Annotated in this window: 14 protein-coding genes; 5 read left to right on the forward strand and 9 right to left on the reverse strand. The window is 67.8% G+C overall.

Annotated features, from left to right (window positions below; all coding sequences use genetic code 11):
• Positions 1 to 24: 24 nt before the first annotated feature.
• Positions 25 to 1,044, reverse strand: coding sequence for a hypothetical protein (locus tag C7I55_RS07145; protein ID WP_106512187.1), 1,020 nt, complete (start codon positions 1,042 to 1,044; stop codon positions 25 to 27).
• A complete protein-coding gene (locus C7I55_RS07150) occupies positions 1,041 to 2,165 on the reverse strand; it encodes a CapA family protein (protein ID WP_233222091.1) in 1,125 nt (374 codons plus the stop codon). The genes C7I55_RS07145 and C7I55_RS07150 overlap by 4 nt, the downstream gene beginning before the upstream one ends.
• A 160-nt stretch (positions 2,166 to 2,325) precedes the next feature.
• On the opposite strand from C7I55_RS07150, the gene C7I55_RS07155 reads away from it, so the two are divergent.
• Entirely contained in the window at positions 2,326 to 3,303 is a 978-nt protein-coding gene (locus tag C7I55_RS07155; protein WP_233222092.1) for an alpha/beta hydrolase, read from the forward strand.
• 10 nt (positions 3,304 to 3,313) lie between these two features.
• Here the strand turns inward: C7I55_RS07155 and C7I55_RS07160 are convergent, their stop codons facing one another.
• From C7I55_RS07160 to C7I55_RS07170, 3 genes are all read right to left on the reverse strand, one after another.
• Positions 3,314 to 4,558: an alpha/beta fold hydrolase gene (locus C7I55_RS07160; RefSeq protein WP_106512188.1), complete on the reverse strand. Its 1,245-nt coding sequence runs from the start codon at positions 4,556 to 4,558 to the stop codon at positions 3,314 to 3,316.
• 181 nt (positions 4,559 to 4,739) lie between these two features.
• Entirely contained in the window at positions 4,740 to 5,738 is a 999-nt protein-coding gene (locus tag C7I55_RS07165; protein ID WP_106512189.1) for a LacI family DNA-binding transcriptional regulator, read from the reverse strand.
• Positions 5,739 to 5,776: 38 nt separating this feature from the next.
• A complete protein-coding gene (locus C7I55_RS07170; protein WP_233222093.1) occupies positions 5,777 to 7,288 on the reverse strand; it encodes an AMP-binding protein in 1,512 nt (503 codons plus the stop codon).
• A gap of 99 nt (positions 7,289 to 7,387) precedes the next feature.
• On the opposite strand from C7I55_RS07170, the gene C7I55_RS07175 reads away from it, so the two are divergent.
• A complete protein-coding gene (locus C7I55_RS07175) occupies positions 7,388 to 8,509 on the forward strand; it encodes a 5-methyltetrahydropteroyltriglutamate--homocysteine S-methyltransferase (RefSeq protein ID WP_106512190.1) in 1,122 nt (373 codons plus the stop codon).
• A gap of 197 nt (positions 8,510 to 8,706) precedes the next feature.
• Here the strand turns inward: C7I55_RS07175 and C7I55_RS07180 are convergent, their stop codons facing one another.
• Positions 8,707 to 9,696 (reverse strand): zinc-dependent alcohol dehydrogenase family protein, encoded by a 990-nt coding sequence (locus C7I55_RS07180; protein ID WP_106512191.1) that lies wholly within the window; start codon positions 9,694 to 9,696, stop codon positions 8,707 to 8,709.
• Positions 9,697 to 9,812: 116 nt separating this feature from the next.
• Here C7I55_RS07180 and C7I55_RS07185 point away from each other — a divergent pair, with 116 nt between their 5' ends.
• Complete coding sequence (locus C7I55_RS07185) at positions 9,813 to 10,712, forward strand: LysR family transcriptional regulator (RefSeq protein ID WP_106512192.1); 900 nt, start codon at positions 9,813 to 9,815, stop codon at positions 10,710 to 10,712.
• A 37-nt stretch (positions 10,713 to 10,749) separates the two neighbouring features.
• Here C7I55_RS07185 and C7I55_RS07190 read toward each other — a convergent pair whose 3' ends face one another.
• The 3 genes from C7I55_RS07190 to C7I55_RS07200 all read right to left on the reverse strand — a co-directional run bounded on the left by C7I55_RS07190 (position 10,750) and on the right by C7I55_RS07200 (position 14,278).
• Positions 10,750 to 11,784, reverse strand: a complete 1,035-nt coding sequence (locus C7I55_RS07190; RefSeq protein WP_106512193.1) for an aromatic ring-hydroxylating dioxygenase subunit alpha — start codon at positions 11,782 to 11,784, stop codon at positions 10,750 to 10,752.
• A 119-nt stretch (positions 11,785 to 11,903) separates the two neighbouring features.
• Positions 11,904 to 12,749 (reverse strand): p-hydroxycinnamoyl CoA hydratase/lyase, encoded by an 846-nt coding sequence (locus C7I55_RS07195; RefSeq protein WP_106512194.1) that lies wholly within the window; start codon positions 12,747 to 12,749, stop codon positions 11,904 to 11,906.
• A gap of 68 nt (positions 12,750 to 12,817) precedes the next feature.
• Positions 12,818 to 14,278, reverse strand: a complete 1,461-nt coding sequence (locus C7I55_RS07200) for an aldehyde dehydrogenase (RefSeq protein ID WP_106512195.1) — start codon at positions 14,276 to 14,278, stop codon at positions 12,818 to 12,820.
• Positions 14,279 to 14,350: 72 nt separating this feature from the next.
• Between C7I55_RS07200 and C7I55_RS07205 the strand changes: the two genes are divergently transcribed.
• The gene (locus C7I55_RS07205) at positions 14,351 to 14,872 is read left to right on the forward strand and encodes a MarR family winged helix-turn-helix transcriptional regulator (RefSeq protein WP_106512196.1); all 522 of its coding nucleotides are present in this window, start codon (positions 14,351 to 14,353) and stop codon (positions 14,870 to 14,872) included.
• Between the two features lie 47 nt (positions 14,873 to 14,919).
• Complete coding sequence (locus C7I55_RS07210; protein ID WP_106512197.1) at positions 14,920 to 16,224, forward strand: MFS transporter; 1,305 nt, start codon at positions 14,920 to 14,922, stop codon at positions 16,222 to 16,224.
• Positions 16,225 to 16,271: the final 47 nt, after the last annotated feature.

Consider the following 16,271-nt stretch of genomic DNA (forward strand, 5'->3'; position numbering starts at 1 on the left):
GCGGTTCGGATCAGGTGTTTCGGTTCAGGTCGTCTCGGCGCGCGCCGGCACCACCCGCCGCGACCAGCGCGGCGCGAGCGAGAGCAGGACGATGGCTGCGATCAGGATACAGGCGCCGATCAGCTCGGCGGTGCGCGGCGCCCGCAGGCCCCAGAACCAGGCGAGCAGCAGGGATCCGCCGACCCCCGCGACCAGGCTCGCGGCGCGCTCGAGCGGCACGCAATAGGCATTCTCGCGCGGATCGAGCAGGATCACGATCGCGAACACCGAAATGATGGTGAGGGTGATGCCGATGCCGAGGATCGGCCAGATCACCGGATCGGTCCAGACGTCGACGAACCCCCATTCCAGCTCGCCGGCCTGGTTGCCGAAGCCGCTCGCCGAGAGGGCAGCGAGGATCGCCACCGACAGCGGCAGCGCGAAGATCTTCTCCTCGACGAAATAGCGCCGCACCGACGCCGGATCGCCGGTCTTCGACACCTTGGTCATCACTGCGAGCCGGATGAAATAGCCGATCGTGTAGAGAATGACGGTCAGGATCGCGAGCGGCGGCAGATCGAGGCCTCCGCGATCGAAGAGCGTGATCGTGAGGGCGATCAGCACCATCACCAGCGCCGTCCAGCTCCACCAGCGCACCTTGCGGCCGAACATCATGTCGACGATCGGGGCGATGATCAGGATGTCGCCGCGCATCAGCAGCTGGATGAAGGGGATGCTGACTCCGACGAAGGTGAAGGAGAGCGGCACGGTGAACAGCACCAATGCGGTGCCGATGCCGGAGAGCAAGGTGTAGCGGGTCGGCACCGGGAACCGCCGGCCGGCGACGGTGACACCGTGGGCGTCGCGGTGCCAGCCCGACAGCCAGATGAAGACATAGGTGATGACCGTGCTGACGATCAGCGAGGCCGGCAAGGTTTCGAGCCCGGTGAGCGGCCGGCCCAGCCCCGCATGCGGCAGGCTCGTCACCAGCTTGGTGATGATCACGTTGGGCAGATAGGACAGGAAATAGAGGAGGACGATGCCCTCCATCGGCAGGCGCTTCATGCGTCGCTCCCCAGCAGTTCGACCATGTCGGGACCGGGGCGATAGCGCGCGTTGAGCCTGGCTTCAGCCGTGACCGCATTCATATAATCGACGACCTCCGCATGTTCGGCGGAACCAGGGGCGGCGAGGCGCGGCACCGCGTCCCGGCCGATGTGGAGGGGAAGGAAGCCGGCGCGGGTGATCCGTCCGCCGGCGATTTCGAGCCGCGCGATCATCGACAGGCGCGAGGCCTTGGGGAAATTGTAGAGGCTGTCGAAATCCGGCTCCCACTCTTCGGCGAGCACCCGGATTTCCTGGAAGCTCCTGGAGGCGGCGTGGGCCGGATCCATGCGCAGATCGGTCGCGAAGTTGCACAGCGAATAGAAGACCGGCGCACCGTCGATCACCTCGCAGCCCTTGAGGATATGGGCATGGCCGCCGAGGATGGCGTCGGCGCCGGCAGCGATCGCGGCACGGGCGACGTCGCGCTGATAATCGGCGATCACGGCGCGGACGAAGTGGATGCCCCAATGGTGCGAGACCAGGACGACGTCGGCCTCGGCCTTGGCGGCGCGGATGTCGGCCTCCATGGCGGCAAGATCGCCCTGGTGCGGAAAGGTGTGGATCCGCGCCGGCGTGCCGGGCTGGTCGTGCTCGATCTGCTCGTACACCGTATGCGCCCGCATCGGCGCGCAGCCGGGCCGGCGTTCGTCCGCCCAATAGGCCATCGGCAGGATGCTCGAATAGGCCAGGATCGCGACACGGGTGCCGTCGGGCAGGGTGAAGCACACGGGACGCCGGGCCTCGCCGATGTCGGCACCGGCGCCGACCACGGCAAGTCCTGCATCCTCGAGGTTGCGCCTGGTCTCGAAGAAGGCGTCATTGCCCCAGTCGAGGACATGGTTGCCGGCCATCGAGATGACGTCGAATCCGGCGCGGCGCAGCGACGCGGCGCCGTCGGGCCGCGCCAGCACCGCATGCCGTGCCTGCGGCGCGCGCACCCCGGTTGCGGCGAAGCTGGTCTCGAGCTGGCCGAACACGATGTCCGCGCTGCGCAGGAGCTCCGCCGTGTCGGCGAAGCTTTCGTCATAATCGGCGCGGTCCATGGCGAGGTCGCCGGTCGCCAGAAACACCGCGCTCACGACCTGCCTCCGGGCATTTGCTCTCCTCCGGGCCGATCGATAATGTCGTGCCTCATAACAATTATGTATCTGAAGGTGAAAGCGCTTGCAAGCTCCTCTTGGAGGTGAATAGATCTTGTCGACAGGCTCCCGCGCGAGGAGCCGAACGGAAGGATGTTCGATGCCCAGACGCCCCCTGATCGCCAACCTGTCCGCCCTGTTCCTGTGCGGCACGGCCTCCGCCCAGCCCCCGCAAGCCACGCCCCAGGTCACGCGTTCGGCCGATCCCGGCCGTGCCGCTTATGCAGCGATGCCGGACACGAAGGGCACCGGCCGCTATCCGGCGCTGAAGGAGGTCGATGCGAGTCTGCCCGATCATGTCGTCTATCGCCCGGCCGATCTGGGTGGGCTCGGCGGCCGCAAGCTCGGCCTGCTGGTGTGGGGCAATGGCGGCTGCAGCGACGATGGCGCGAGCGCTCGCCAGCACCTGGCCGAAATCGCGTCGCACGGCTATGTGGTGGTCGCGCCCGGCAAGATCCTGAGCGGACCCGGCGCGCCGCCGGCGTCCGCGGAGCCGCGCCGGCCCAATGCTTCAGGGGGCCTGCCGCCGGTCAAGACGACCGCCGCGGATGTCGCCCGCGGCATCGATTGGGCGCTCGCCGAGAATGGTCGGCTCGGCAGCCGCTATTTCGGGCGGATCGATCCCAAGGCGGTGGCGGTCGCCGGCCATAGCTGCGGCGGGCTGCAGGCAATCGAGATCGGTGCGGATCCGCGGGTCAAGGCGGTGATCGTCCATAATAGCGGCATCTTCACCGACGGCAGCAATCCGATCCCGGGCGTCACGGTGGACAAGGCGATGCTGAAAGCCTTGCACACGCCGGTTCTCTACGTGCTCGGCGGCACATCCGACGTCGCCTGGCCCAACGGCAGCGACGATTTCAGGCGGATCGAGCACGTGCCGGCCGTATTTGCGACCAGCGGCGTCGGCCACGGCGGCACCTTCCGCCAGAGTAATGGCGGGCAGGTCGCGCAGATCGCGACCGCTTGGCTCAACTGGCAGTTGCGCGGCGATTCCGGGGCCGGCCGGATGTTCACCGGCGATCCCTGCGGTCTCTGCACGGATCCGTCGTGGAAGGTGGAACGCAAGGGGATCCGCTGAACCGCGGGCGTCAGCGGCAGCGTCCATCGCGAAGGCACGGGCGCAGCATCGGCGGCGCTGTGTGCGCGACCAGCGGTGCCGGTGCCTTCGGCCAGCGGCCGGCGGCGAGCCTGGCATCGACATGGCGGATGCCGGCGAGGACGACGTCCGGCGTGAAATTGCAGTGGCCGGCCTGCTTCACCCACAGCGATTGCACATCGCTGCGTCTGGCTGCCTCGGCGTAGAAACGCTGCAGCGACGGCGAGGTCAGCCCATCGCCGACCGCCTGGACGGCGAGCAACGGCACGTTTGGTTTGCCGTTCGGCGTGTAATGGCGGGTCATGTAACGGACGGCGCCCGGGCTGGCGGCGATCCGCGGCGCGGCGTTCAGCCGGGCGAGATCGGCATCGAGGCTGAGCCCGGCCTTGCGATACAGCGCCTCGACCAGCGGCCGCCGCCCGGAAAGCGCGAGCTGCCGGCGATAGTCGAGGCCGGTGTTCCACGAGAAGGTGCCGCCGGCGCGGCGTTCCTGATCGGCCCGCGGCAGATAGACTCCGCGCACGAACGCGTCGCCGATCTGCGCCGCCTGCCCGTCGGCATCGTCCGCCGCAGGCGCCGGCGAACCGGGCCTGGTCCAGCCGGGGATCCCCGCGAGCACGCCTGCCAGCGCGACCCGCGCCCGCCCTTCCGCCGTCGCCGTCGCCGCCGCGAGCGCTTCGCCGACCTTGCGCCCGTTCGTCATGTCGTCGCCGGTCTCGACCACCTTGATCGTAGAGTCCGGCGCGACAAGGGTTCGAAAGGCGAAGGCGCCGTCCAGCGCCATGTTCATCATGCCCACCGCCCCGCCGATGGAGGCGCAATAGGCGACGGCGCCATCGATCGGGGCAGGCCTTTGCTCGGCGAGAGCGGTGGTGACCAGCCCTCCCATCGAATAGCCCCAGCCGATCACCCGCTTCGGTTTACCGTAGCGCGCCGCAAAGGCGGCGATCGTCGCTCGCTGCGCTGGCACTGCCTCCTCGAGCGCCCAGCCGCCGGCGCCATAATCGGATCCGGCAAGCGCATAGCCGGCCGACAGCAACGCGTCCTTGATCTGCGCCGGTGCCACTTCGGGCGCGCCGACGTTGGGCGAATAGCCGCGGCTCCACAGGAGCAGGGTGCCGTTCCAGTTCGCCGGCATTTCCGACGCCCAACGCGCGCCGGAGGGCAGGGGCTCGCCCACGGAAGGCGGCGCCGCACCGATCAGGGCAAAAGCGACGACGGCTCCAGCGATGCGCATGCTCACTCTCCCACGTGTTCGTGCAAGCGTTTGCATGCTGAGGCCCGTCACGCAAGCCCAAGATCCTCCCCGGTACGGGGCGGGGACCGCCGCCGCAGGCGGTGGTGGAGCGGCTGGCATTGAGTCCTGAGCAGCCCCTCCACCTGCTGCCCATGGTCCCCCTCCCCGTACCGGGGAGGAGCTAGGCGCTCTCCCGCGCGATCAGCCGGAAACCTACGTCGATCCGCCTTTCTCCCGGCGCAAGTTCGCGTGTTCGGCGCTGGATCGCGGCGATCGCCTCGCGCGCGATCCGCCGTCCGTCGATGTCGACGGTGGTGATCGTCGGCCGCATTTCGCCGGCGACCGACGTGTTGCCGAACCCGACCACTGCAAGATCGTCGGGGACCCGCAGCCCGCTGGTCTGGGCTTCGACGATCAGCCCCTGGGCGAGATAATCGGAACCGCAGACGACGACGTCGGGCTGGACCTCGAGCCGGCGGATCTCGGCGAAGACCCGCCGCGCGTGACCGAAGCGCGAGGGGATGTCGACCTCGCCTTCGCTCGGCGCCTGGCCGCCCTGTGCCAGCCATTCCTCCTTGAAGCCCGCGCTGCGCATCCGCGCGCGGCTGCCGTTGGCGGTGACGAGGTGCGGGCGCTGATAGCCGCGGCCCATCAGGAAGCGGGCGATGTCGCGGCCGGCATCGGGGTGCGAGAATCCGACCGCGATGTCGACCGGATCCTCGGGCAATTCCCACACCTGGAGGAAGGTCACGCGGCTGCGCCGCACCAGCGCCTTGATCGGCTCGTTGATCGGCCCGGTCGAGATGATCGCGTCGGCGCGGCGGCTGATCGCGGCGCGGATCATCTGCTCGGCCTGGATCTCGTGGGGGCCGGTGAGGCCGAGCATCACGGTGATCCCGCCGGCGCTCAATTCCTCGACCATGGCCTCGATCGTGTCGTTGAAGATCGAATTGGTGAGATTGGGGATCAGCACCGCGACCAGCCGGCTCTTGCTCGACGCGAGGCCGCCGGCGACCAGATTGGGGATGTAGCCGGTCTCGTCGATCGCCGCCCGGATCCGCTCCCCGGTCGCCGCCGCGACGACGTCCGGATTGTTGATGAATCGCGATACGGTCGCGGTCGACACGCCGGCGCGGCTGGCGACGTCCTCGAGTTTGGGGGTGGGATCGGTGCCGCTCATCCCAACGGGATAGCGACCGCGTCACCCGGAACGCAAGCTCACTCGCCGAGCAGTGCGCGCAGCGCCGACTTGATCACTTTGCCCGATCCGGTGCGCGGCAGATCCGCGACGAAGTGGATCTTCTTGGGCAATTTGTAGCGGGCGAGGCGTTCGCCGCACGCTGCCAGGATCGCCTGCTCGTCCGGCTCCGCACCCCGATGCAACAGCACGAACGCATGGCCGACCTCGCCCCAGCGTGCGTCCGGGACTCCGAGCACCGCCGCCTGGGCGATGGACGGATGGCCGGCGAGCACCGCCTCGATCTCCGCCGGATAGACGTTCTCGCCGCCGGAGATGAACATCTCCTTCTTGCGGTCGACCAGCGTGAAGAACCCGTCCTCGTCCTCGCGGACGAGATCGCCGGTGCGGAAGAAGCCCTCGGGCGTGAACGCCTTCGCGGTCTCGGCCGGGTTGCGCCAATAACCTGCGCAGACATTGGGCCCGCGCAGAAGCAATTCGCCCACCTCGCCGGGCGCACAATCGCTGCCGTCGGCTGCGGCGACGCGGCGCTCGATCGTCGCCCCGAGCAATCCCGCCGATCCTGCCTTGCGGTCGATGATGGCGGGGTCGAGCGGCATGCCGAGCACGGTTCCGGCCTCGGTCATGCCGTAGCCGTCGACGATCGGAATGCCGTCGGCCAGCCATTCGCGTATCCGCGCCGCCGGATGGGGGGCGCCGCCGGTGAACACCGCCTTCAATCCGCGCAGGCGGTCGGGATCGAAGCCCGGTGCCGCCCGCAGCATCTCGGCCATTTGGGGCACGCAGAAATAGTGGCTGATCGCCAGGTCGGGATCGCCCAGCCGTGCGAGCGTCGTCGCCGGATCGAAGCCGCTCGACACGACGATGCGGCCGCCCATCATCAGCGTCGGCCGGACATTGGTCACCATGCCGATGACGTGGAACATCGGTGAATCGACCAGAAAGGCGCTGTTCGGGCCGACTTCGCCGAGCACCGCGAAATTGGCCGCGGTGGCGAACAGGTTGCGCTCGGTGAGCAGCACGCCTTTGGGCTTGCCCGACGTCCCCGACGTGTAGAGCATCAGCGACGGCAGGTCGGCATCGCCCGCCTCGAACGGTGCCGGCGCTTCCGCCGCGATCGCGGCGGCAACCTCGGCCATCGCCATCTTCGGCACCGCGCTCGTTGCGAGGCAATCGAGCATGTCGTCGCCGACCAGCAGAACGGGATCGCAATCCTCGATCAGCGCGCACAATTCGGCCGGGGCGAGGCGCCAGTTGAGGGGCGCCAGGATCGCGCCGGCGCGCGCACAGGCGAGCTGGAGGATGACCGTCTCGCTGCAATTGCGGGCGAGCGCGGCGACTCGTTCGCCCCGCGTCACGCCGGCCTTGCGGAGGAAGGTGACGGCCGAGGCGATCGCGCTGTCTAGCGCACGATAGGTGAACTCGGCGCCGCCACCGGCGCTGGCGAGCGCGACGGCGTCCGGGCGCGCACGGGCATGAAGACGGACGAAGTCCGGTACCGGCATCGGCCTTGCGCGCGCTGCGCCCACCATCGCATCCTCTCCCAGGAATGAGGACAAGGCTTCTGGCATATGTTGTGAGGCATAGCAATGTGCGCTAGAGACTGGTGAAACCCGTCCGAGGAGAGGATCATGACCAGCCGCCCGCCCTTTCGCGCCGACCATGTCGGCAGCCTGCTGCGCCCGCGCTATCTGCTCGAAGCGCGCGAGCGCGCCAAGACCGATCCCGCCGAGGCGCCGCGGCTGAAGGACCTGGAAGACCAGGCGATCCGAGACATCATCGCCTTGCAGGAAGAGGTGGGGCTGAAGGGCATCACCGACGGCGAAGCGCGCCGCGCCTCCTGGCACATGGATTACATCTACCAGATCGGCGGGATCGAGAAGGTCGCCTCCAACATCAAGGTCCACTTCCACAACCAGGCGGGCGACATCGATTTCACGCCGTCGGCGCTGCGCGTTTCCGATCGGCTGAGCCTGCCGTCGACGATTTTCGCCGACGCCTTCCAGTTCCTCAAGGCGAACGTGACGCACGGCATTCCCAAGCTCACCATCCCGAGCCCGTCGATGGTTCATTATCGCGGCGGCCGCGCGGCGGTTTCGACCAGCGTCTATCCGCGGCTCGAGGATTTCTACGACGATCTTTCCGCCGTTTACGCGCAGGAAATCGCCAATCTCGCCGGGCTCGGCTGCACCTACCTGCAGCTCGACGATACCAGCTTGGCCTATCTGAACGATCCCGAGCAGCGCAAGATGATCGCGGCCGAGGGCGGCGATCCCGAACGCCAGCACGAAATCTACATCCAGATCATCAACAAGGCGCTTGCCGGCCGGCCCGACGGCCTCACCATCACCACCCACCTGTGCCGCGGCAATTTCCGGTCTTCCTGGGTAGCATCGGGCAGCTACGATTATGTCGCCGACGCCTTGTTCAACCAGCTCGACGTCGACGGCTATTTCCTCGAATTCGACGACGAGCGTTCGGGCGGGTTCGAGCCGCTCCGCCTGCTGCCCAAGGGGCACAAGCGCGTCGTCCTCGGCCTCGTCACCACCAAGCGCGGCGAGCTCGAGCAACGCGACGACATCCTCCGCCGGATCGAGGCGGCCTCGAAATTCGCACCGCTCGACCAGCTCTGCCTCAGCCCGCAATGCGGCTTCTCGTCGACCTTCGAAGGCAATGACCTCAGCATGGACCAGCAACGCGCCAAGCTCGAACTGATCGTCGACATCGCCAAGGAGGTCTGGGGCGAGTTGTAAGACGTCTTCCCGATCGAGAGAATTTCCCTACTAGCTCCCCTCCCTGCCGGGAGGCTAAGGGGGGCGCCTTTGGTGGCTCGATGCCGCCGAAGGCGCAAATGGCATCCTCGCGGCTATCGAACCCGCTCGGCTGCAATCCACCCCGGGCCCCTCCCTGAAGTAGGAACGGGAAGCGTGTGCACGGGCGGTCGCCGCCTTCAAACCCGCACCACGATCTTCCCGAATTGCGCATTGGACTCCAGATAGCGGTGCGCCTCGACGATTTCGTCGAACGCGAACACCCGATCGATCACCGGCCGCAGCGCGCCGCTCTCCAGGCGCGCCAGCACGAACGCCTTGGCCGCTTCCAGCCGGTCCGGATCGGCGACGATCTCGTGGATCAGATAGCCGCGCAGGGTCAGGCTCTTGCCGAGCACGGCGCCGATCGGGAACGGCGTCGGCTCGGCACTGAGCGCGCCATATTCGATCAGGATCCCGCCCCGCGCCATCGCCGCGGTGAGGGGCTCGAACGCCGGGCCGCCGATCGGATCGAACACCACCCGGACGCCCTCCGGACCGGCGATCGCAGTCAGCCGCGCGAGCAAATCCTCTTCCTCCGAGGCGACGACATGAGCGGCGCCGGCGTCGAGCAGCCTGTCCGCCTTGGCGGACGTGCGGGTGACCGCGATCGGAACCGCCCCGATCGCATTCGCGATCTGGATCGCCGCCAGGCCGACGCTGCTCGACGCGGCGGTGATCACGACGAACTCGCCGGCGGTGATCCTAGCGACATCGATCAGCGCGCCATAAGCAGTGACGTATTGCATCCAGAGCGCGGCCGCCTCTTCCCAGCCGAGCGACGGCGGGTGCTTGACCAGCAGCCGAGCGGGGAAGGTGGCGCGCTCGCCATAAGCCGGCCAGCGCACCATCGAGGGCGGCGGCACCACGCTGACCGCGTCGCCTTGGGCGAATCCATCGACCCCCGCGCCGACCCGCTCGACGATCCCTGCCGCTTCGAGACCGAGGCCGGACGGGAGGGCGGGCTTCTCGATATAGACGCCGGTGCGCAGCATCGCCTCGGCGCGGTTGAGACCAAGCGCCTTGACCGCGATCTGAACCTCGCCCGGGCCGGGCGGCGGATAGTCGACGGACTCGTATTGCAGGACCTCGGGGTCCCCGAGCCGGTGCAGGCGAACGATGCGGGTCATTGGCTTACTCCATCATCAGGTGATGGAATGGGCTATGCTGCCGCACCTGCCGCCGATAAATCCGGCGTTCGGCACATCTGTGCAAACCAGGAGTTTCGAATGGTGCGCAATCTCTGATGGACCGCCTGACCAGCATGGCCGTGTTCGTCCGCGCCGTCGATCTCGGCTCGTTCGCGGCAGCGGCGTCCGCGCTCGATCTCTCCGCCCCGATGGTCGGCAAGCATGTCCGTTTCCTCGAGGAGCGGCTTGGGGTCCGCCTGCTCAACCGCACCACCCGCCGTCAGAGCCTGACCGACTTCGGCCGAACCTATTATGATCGCTGCCGGGCCGTGCTGGCCGAAGCCGATGCCGCCGACGCACTCGCGGCCGACCAGCGCCTCGAGCCTTCGGGCACGCTGCGGGTTGCGATGCCGGTGCTGTTCGGCCGGCGCTGCGTCGCGCCGATCCTGACCGATCTCGCCCGCGCGCATGCCGGCCTCGAGCTCGATCTGTCGTTCAGCGACCGCCTCTCGGACCTTGCCGAGGATCGCTTCGATCTCGCGGTCCGCACCGGCACGCTTGCCGACAAAGCGGGCCTGATCGCGCGTCGGGTCGCCCGCCAGCGCATGATCGTGGTCGGCGCGCCGGTCTATCTCGAGGGCCGCGGCGTGCCGGAGACGCTCGACGATCTCGCCGCTCATGACGGGGTGATCTATCGCCGCTCCGGGCGCATCCCGCCATGGCTGTTCCCGCAGGAGGGCGCGCCCGCGCGCGAGATCACCCTCGCCAACCGCCTGCGCTTCGACGATCTCGGTGCGATCGCCGATGCCGCCGCGGCCGGCATGGGGCTCGCGTGGCTGCCGAGCTGGCTGGTCCGAAACCAGCTTCGCGCCGGCACGCTCGTCCATCTGCTGCCGGATCAGCCGCCCTATCTCTACGACGTCCACACGCTCTGGCTGCAGACCCGGCACCTCCCCAACAAGGTTCGGCTCGCCGTGGATGCACTCGCCGCGGGGCTGCCGAAAGTGATGGAATGAGGTGTCTTGAGCGCTCGCGCTGGCGCACACGCGTCTCTTAGGCCAGCTCCGCGGCTTCCGCCTTGCGCAGCCGCTCGATCACCAGCCGCGCTTTCACCCCGCCCTGGTCGATCGCATAGGCCCGCAGCTTCGAGCCCGGATTGCGGAGGATCGAGCGCTGTTGCGCCTCCAGCACCTCGACATCCTCGGCGAACACGCCGCCCTGCTGCTGCTTGAAGCGGGCGGTGAAGCCGGTGTCGTGGACGTCGAAATTGCGCGCCATGCCCCAGAAATAATGGGTGCTGGTCTCGCTCTCCGGGGTGATCGCGTCGATGACGAAGCCGCGCACGCCCTGATCGTGAGACTCGACGCTGGCACCGGCCCCGACCGGCGCGACGCCGACGTCGATGATGACGTTGGACGGCGGCAGGAAGCGGCAGATCTGCCAGCGGTCGACGAGCCCGTCCTTGCCGAGCGCGCCCCGCCAGAAAGGCGGCGCCTCGATCCCCGGCATCCAGCGGGTGACGACGATCTCGTCCCCTTCCGCATGAGTGGTGATCGGCGCTTCCATCAACTCGCGCTGCCCGATCGACCCTTCATGGACGTAGGTCTCGTGCGTCAGGTCCATCAGATTGTCGATCAGCAGCCGGTAGTCGCAGGCAATCGCATTGTAGCCGCCGTCGAACGTCCAGCCGTCGCTGCTGCACGGCCAGAAATCGGGGATCAGCGCCGGATCGGCCTTCTCCGCCGCTCCGATCCAGATCCAGACATAGCGGTGGCGCTCGACGACCGGATAGGTCTTGACGCAGATCGACCGGTTCACCGGATCGTTCCGCAGCGGCATTTCCTCGGCGCGGCCATCGCTGCCGATCAGCAGGCCATGATAGCGGCAGCGGATCGAATCGCCTTCCTTGATCCCCATCGACAGCGGCAGCAGCCGGTGCGGACAGGCATCCTGCATGGCGACGATCTGACGATCGAGCCGGCGGTAGAGCATCACCGGCTCGCCGCAGATCGTGCGTGCGAGCGGCGCGCGGTCGACCTCGAAATCCCAGCCGGCGACGTACCAGCGATTGTCGATCCACGTGCTCATCGCAGACTGTTCCTCTCGTTCAAACCCGTCCCGCGTGCCGCCTTCGGCATCGCCCGCGTGCCGCCTTCGGCATCGCCCGCGTGCCGCCTTCGGCATCGCCCAGGCGACGCCGGATGGCGTCACTCGGCGTCGCTGCCGGCGCGTTCCTTGTCATAGGCACCGAGCCCCGGCTTGTAGCTCTTCTCGTCGATGAACTGGCGGATGCCTTCCTTGCGACCCTGATTGTCGTAGTAATTGGCGGCTTCCTGGGCGCGGACGAGGAAATCCTCGGCATTGTCGTAGGTCATGTCCTTGACCCGCCGCACCGCATCCTTGGTCGCTTTCAGCGCCACCGGATTCTTCTCCAACAGGACGTTGGCGACCTCGGTCACCCGCGCCTTCAGCCGCTCGGCGGGGACTGCTTCGTTGACCAGATGCCATTCGGCGGCCTTGGCGCCGTCGATCATCTCGCCCGTCATCGCATGGTACATCGCGTCGCGCAGGCTGATCAGGTCGACGACCACCTTGGTCGCGCCGCCGCCCGGCAGGATGCCCCAGTTGATCTCGGACAGGCCGAATTTCGCCTCCTCGGCCGCAAAGGCGAGGTCGCAGGCGTAAAGAGGGCCGTAGCCGCCGCCGAAGCACCAGCCGTTGACCATCGCGATGGTCGGCTTCTGATACCAGCGCAGCCGCCGCCACCAGCCATAGCTTTCGCGCTGCGAGCGGCGGATGCCGCGAAGGCCCTCGGCTTCGGTCTCGCGGAAATATTCCTTGAGATCCATGCCGGCGGTCCAGGCCTGGCCTTCGCCGGTGAGCACGAGCACGCCGACATCGTCGCGATATTCGAGCTCGTCGAGCACCTCCAGCATCCGGCGGTTGAGCTTGGGGCTCATCGCGTTGCGCTTCTCCGGGCGGTTGAACCGCACCCAGGCGATTCGGTCGATCACTTCGTACGCGACGGTGTCCTGTTCGCTGCGTTCCTGCATAGACTTGCTCCGATGTCGAGGGCGGGCGTTCGGCGCCGCCGGGAAGAATGGGCCGAAGGGGTGACTGCTCAGAAGGGGTAATGGCCGGCCTGGGTCTCGAGCGTGATCCAGCGCAGCTCGGTGAAGCTGTCGATCCCGGCCTTGCCGCCGAAGCGGCCGTAGCCGGAGGCGCCGACGCCGCCGAACGGCATTTGCGGTTCGTCGTGCACGGTCGGGCCGTTGACGTGGCAGATTCCGGACTTGATCCGGCGCGCAATGGTGAGGCCGCGTGCGGTGTCCCTGGTGAACACGGCGGCCGAGAGGCCATATTCGCTGTCGTTGGCGAGGCGGATTGCGTCCTCCTCGTCCTTGGCGCGGAGGATCCCGACGATCGGGCCGAAGCTCTCGTCGCGATAGAGGTTCATGTCCTTGGTGACTCCGTCGATCACGGTCGCGCCCATCAGCACGCTGTCGGCCTTGCCGCCGGCGAGCGCCCGCGCGCCTTTTCCGAGCGCATCGTCGATCAGCGCGTTCACATGGTCGACGGTGCGGCGGTCGACCACCGCGCCGAGCGGCGTCTTGCCCTCGCGCGGGTCTCCGCACAGCAAACCGGTCGCCTTGGCGCCGAATTTCTCGGCGAATGCGTCTGCGATCGTCTCGACGACGATGATCCGCTCGGTCGACATGCAGATCTGGCCCTGGTTCATGAACGCGCCGAACGCCGCGGCGTTGACCGCCTCGTCGAGATCGGCATCCTCGAGCACGATCAGCGGCGCCTTGCCGCCGAGCTCGAGCAGCACTGGCTTGAGATGCTCGGCGGCGCGCTTGGCGATGATCCGGCCGACCGCGGTCGATCCGGTGAAATTGATCCGGCGCACCGCCGGATGATCGATCAGCGCGCCGACCACGTCGCCGGCATCTTCGGGCGCGTTGGTGACGAGGTTGACCGCGCCTTCGGGCAGCCCGGCCTCGACGAACGCCTCGACGATCAGACCATGGGTGCGCGGGCATTGCTCCGAGGCCTTCAGCACCACCGTGTTGCCGCAGGCGAGCGGCACTGCGATCGCACGCACGGCGAGGATGATCGGTGCGTTCCACGGCGCGATGCCGAGGATCACGCCGACCGGCTCGCGCAGCGCCATCGCGATGCAGCCGGGCTTGTCGGACGGGATCACCTCGCCGCCGATCTGGGTGGTCAGCGCCGCCGCCTCGCGAACCATGCCGGCGGCGAGCATCAGGTTGAACCGAGCCCACATCTCCGTCGATCCGGTCTCGTGCATCATCGCATCGACGAACTGGGCGGCCCGCGCCTCGAGCGCGTCTGCGGCCTTGTTGAGCAGTGCGCGGCGCGGATTGGGCCCGAGCGCCGACCAGGCCGGGAAGGCGCCGGCGGCCGCGCCGGCGGCGCGCTGCGCATCTGCGACGCTCGCCGCCGCGGCCCGAGTCGCCGCTTCGCCGGTCATCGGGTTCAGGCGGGTGAACGTTCGGCCCCCGGCAGCCTCTTCATGCCGGCCGCCGATGGACAAAAGCACATTTGCTGCTTCAGACATTGCCGTCTCCACGTCGTTTTGCTGTTGTCATCGGCATAATGTTGTGGAACATAACAATCAAGGGAGAAACGCGTGGCGAACGCAAACACCAATGTGGCGAACGCCGCCCAGCCGGCCAATGTGGCGAACGCCGCCGAGCCGGCCAAAACGGCGAACGCCGCCCACCCGCAGGGTTCGACACCGTCGCTCCAAGATCTTGTCGGCTACGCCCTGCGCCGGGCGCATAACCGCATGATGGGCGATCTTGCCGTCACCCTGGAGCCGACCGGCCTCAGGCGGGTGCTGGTCGCGATGCTCGCGGTAATTCGGGCGAAGCCGGGGATCATCCAGATGGGGCTCGGCACCGAACTCGGCATTCAGCGGGCCAATCTGGTGCCGCTGATCAACGAGCTCACCGCGCTCGATCTGATCGATCGCCGGCTGGCGCCGCACGATCGCAGAGCGCTCGCGCTCTTCCTCACCGCCAAGGGCGAGGCGGAGCTCGATCGCACCCTTGCGCTGGTGCTCGCCCATGAAGAACGTACGCTCGCCCGGCTGACCGCAAGCGAGCGCAAGCAATTGCTCGGACTGCTCGACAAGATAGCGGCCGACTGACCGGTCACGGCGCGCTCACGCGCGTCCGTGCGAGAAGGAGAGTGAGAATGGACCGGGATCCGCGGACTGTGCTGGCGGAATCGCCGATGAGCCGCGCGCAGATCGTCGCCGTCGTCATTACCATCGCGTTGAATGCACTCGATGGCTTCGACGTGCTCGCGATCAGCTTCGCGTCGCCCGGTATCGCCTCCGAATGGGGGATCGACCGTGCCGCTTTGGGCGTGGTGTTGTCGATGGAGCTGATCGGGATGGCGGTCGGCTCGATCATCCTCGGCGGGGTCACCGATCGGATCGGCCGGCGCCCGATGATCCTGCTCTGCCTGTGTGTCATGGCGCTCGGCATGTTCATGGTGACGACCACCACCAGCATCACCACCCTCTCCGCCTGGCGGGTGTTCACCGGGCTTGGAATCGGCGGCATGCTCGCCGCGACCAATGCAACGGTCGCCGAATATGCGAATGCCCGCAGCCGCAACTTCTGCGTCGCACTGATGGCGATCGGTTATCCGATCGGCGCGGTGCTCGGCGGCATGGTCGCGGCACAATTGCTGAAGGGCAGCGACTGGCGCTCGGTCTTCTATTTCGGCGGCAGCGTCACCCTGCTCTTCATTCCGATCGTCTGGTTCCTGTTGCCCGAAACCCTGCCCTTCCTGTGCCAGAAACAGGGTCCCGGCGCGCTCGACAAGGTCAACCGGCTGCTGGCGCGGATGGGCCATGCGACGGTGGCGGTGCTGCCGCCCGTTTCCGCGGCGCGGCACGGCGGCTCGATCGCCGATATCTTCCGCCCGGCCCTGCTCGCCACGACACTGCTGGTCACGCTTGCGTATTTCACCCACATCGCGACCTTCTACTTCATCCTGAAATGGGTGCCCAAGATCGTCGTCGACATGGGCTTCGCACCCTCGGCGGCGGCGGGCGTGCTGGTCTGGGCCAATCTCGGCGGCGCGACCGGCGGCGCCCTGCTCGGCCTGTTCGCGCGGCGCCTGCCGTTGCGGCCGCTGATCGTCGTCGCCCTCGTTGGGTCGGTGGCGATGGTCAGCTGGTTCGGCAGAGGCCAGAGCGATCTCACCCAATTGTCGCTGGTCGTGGGGATCGCCGGCTTCTTCACCAATGCCGGAGTCGTCGGGCTCTATGCGGTGTTCGCCGAAGCTTTCCCGACCCATGTCCGCGCGACCGGAACCGGCTTCGCGATCGGGGTCGGCCGCGGCGGCGCGGCGATCTCGCCGATCATCGCCGGCCTGCTGTTCGAATCCGGCTTCGGGTTGCAGGGGGTTGCGGTCGCAATGGCCGCGGGTGCCGGCATCGCCGCGATCGCGATTCTGGCGCTGCCCAGCCGGGCGCCGGCGGCATAGGGCGGCCCGCGGAAGGGGGCGGCATGAATGTCGGCGATCTGATCGCG

It is taken from the genome of Allosphingosinicella deserti (genome assembly GCF_003012735.1).
Classification (GTDB): domain Bacteria; phylum Pseudomonadota; class Alphaproteobacteria; order Sphingomonadales; family Sphingomonadaceae; genus Allosphingosinicella; species Allosphingosinicella deserti.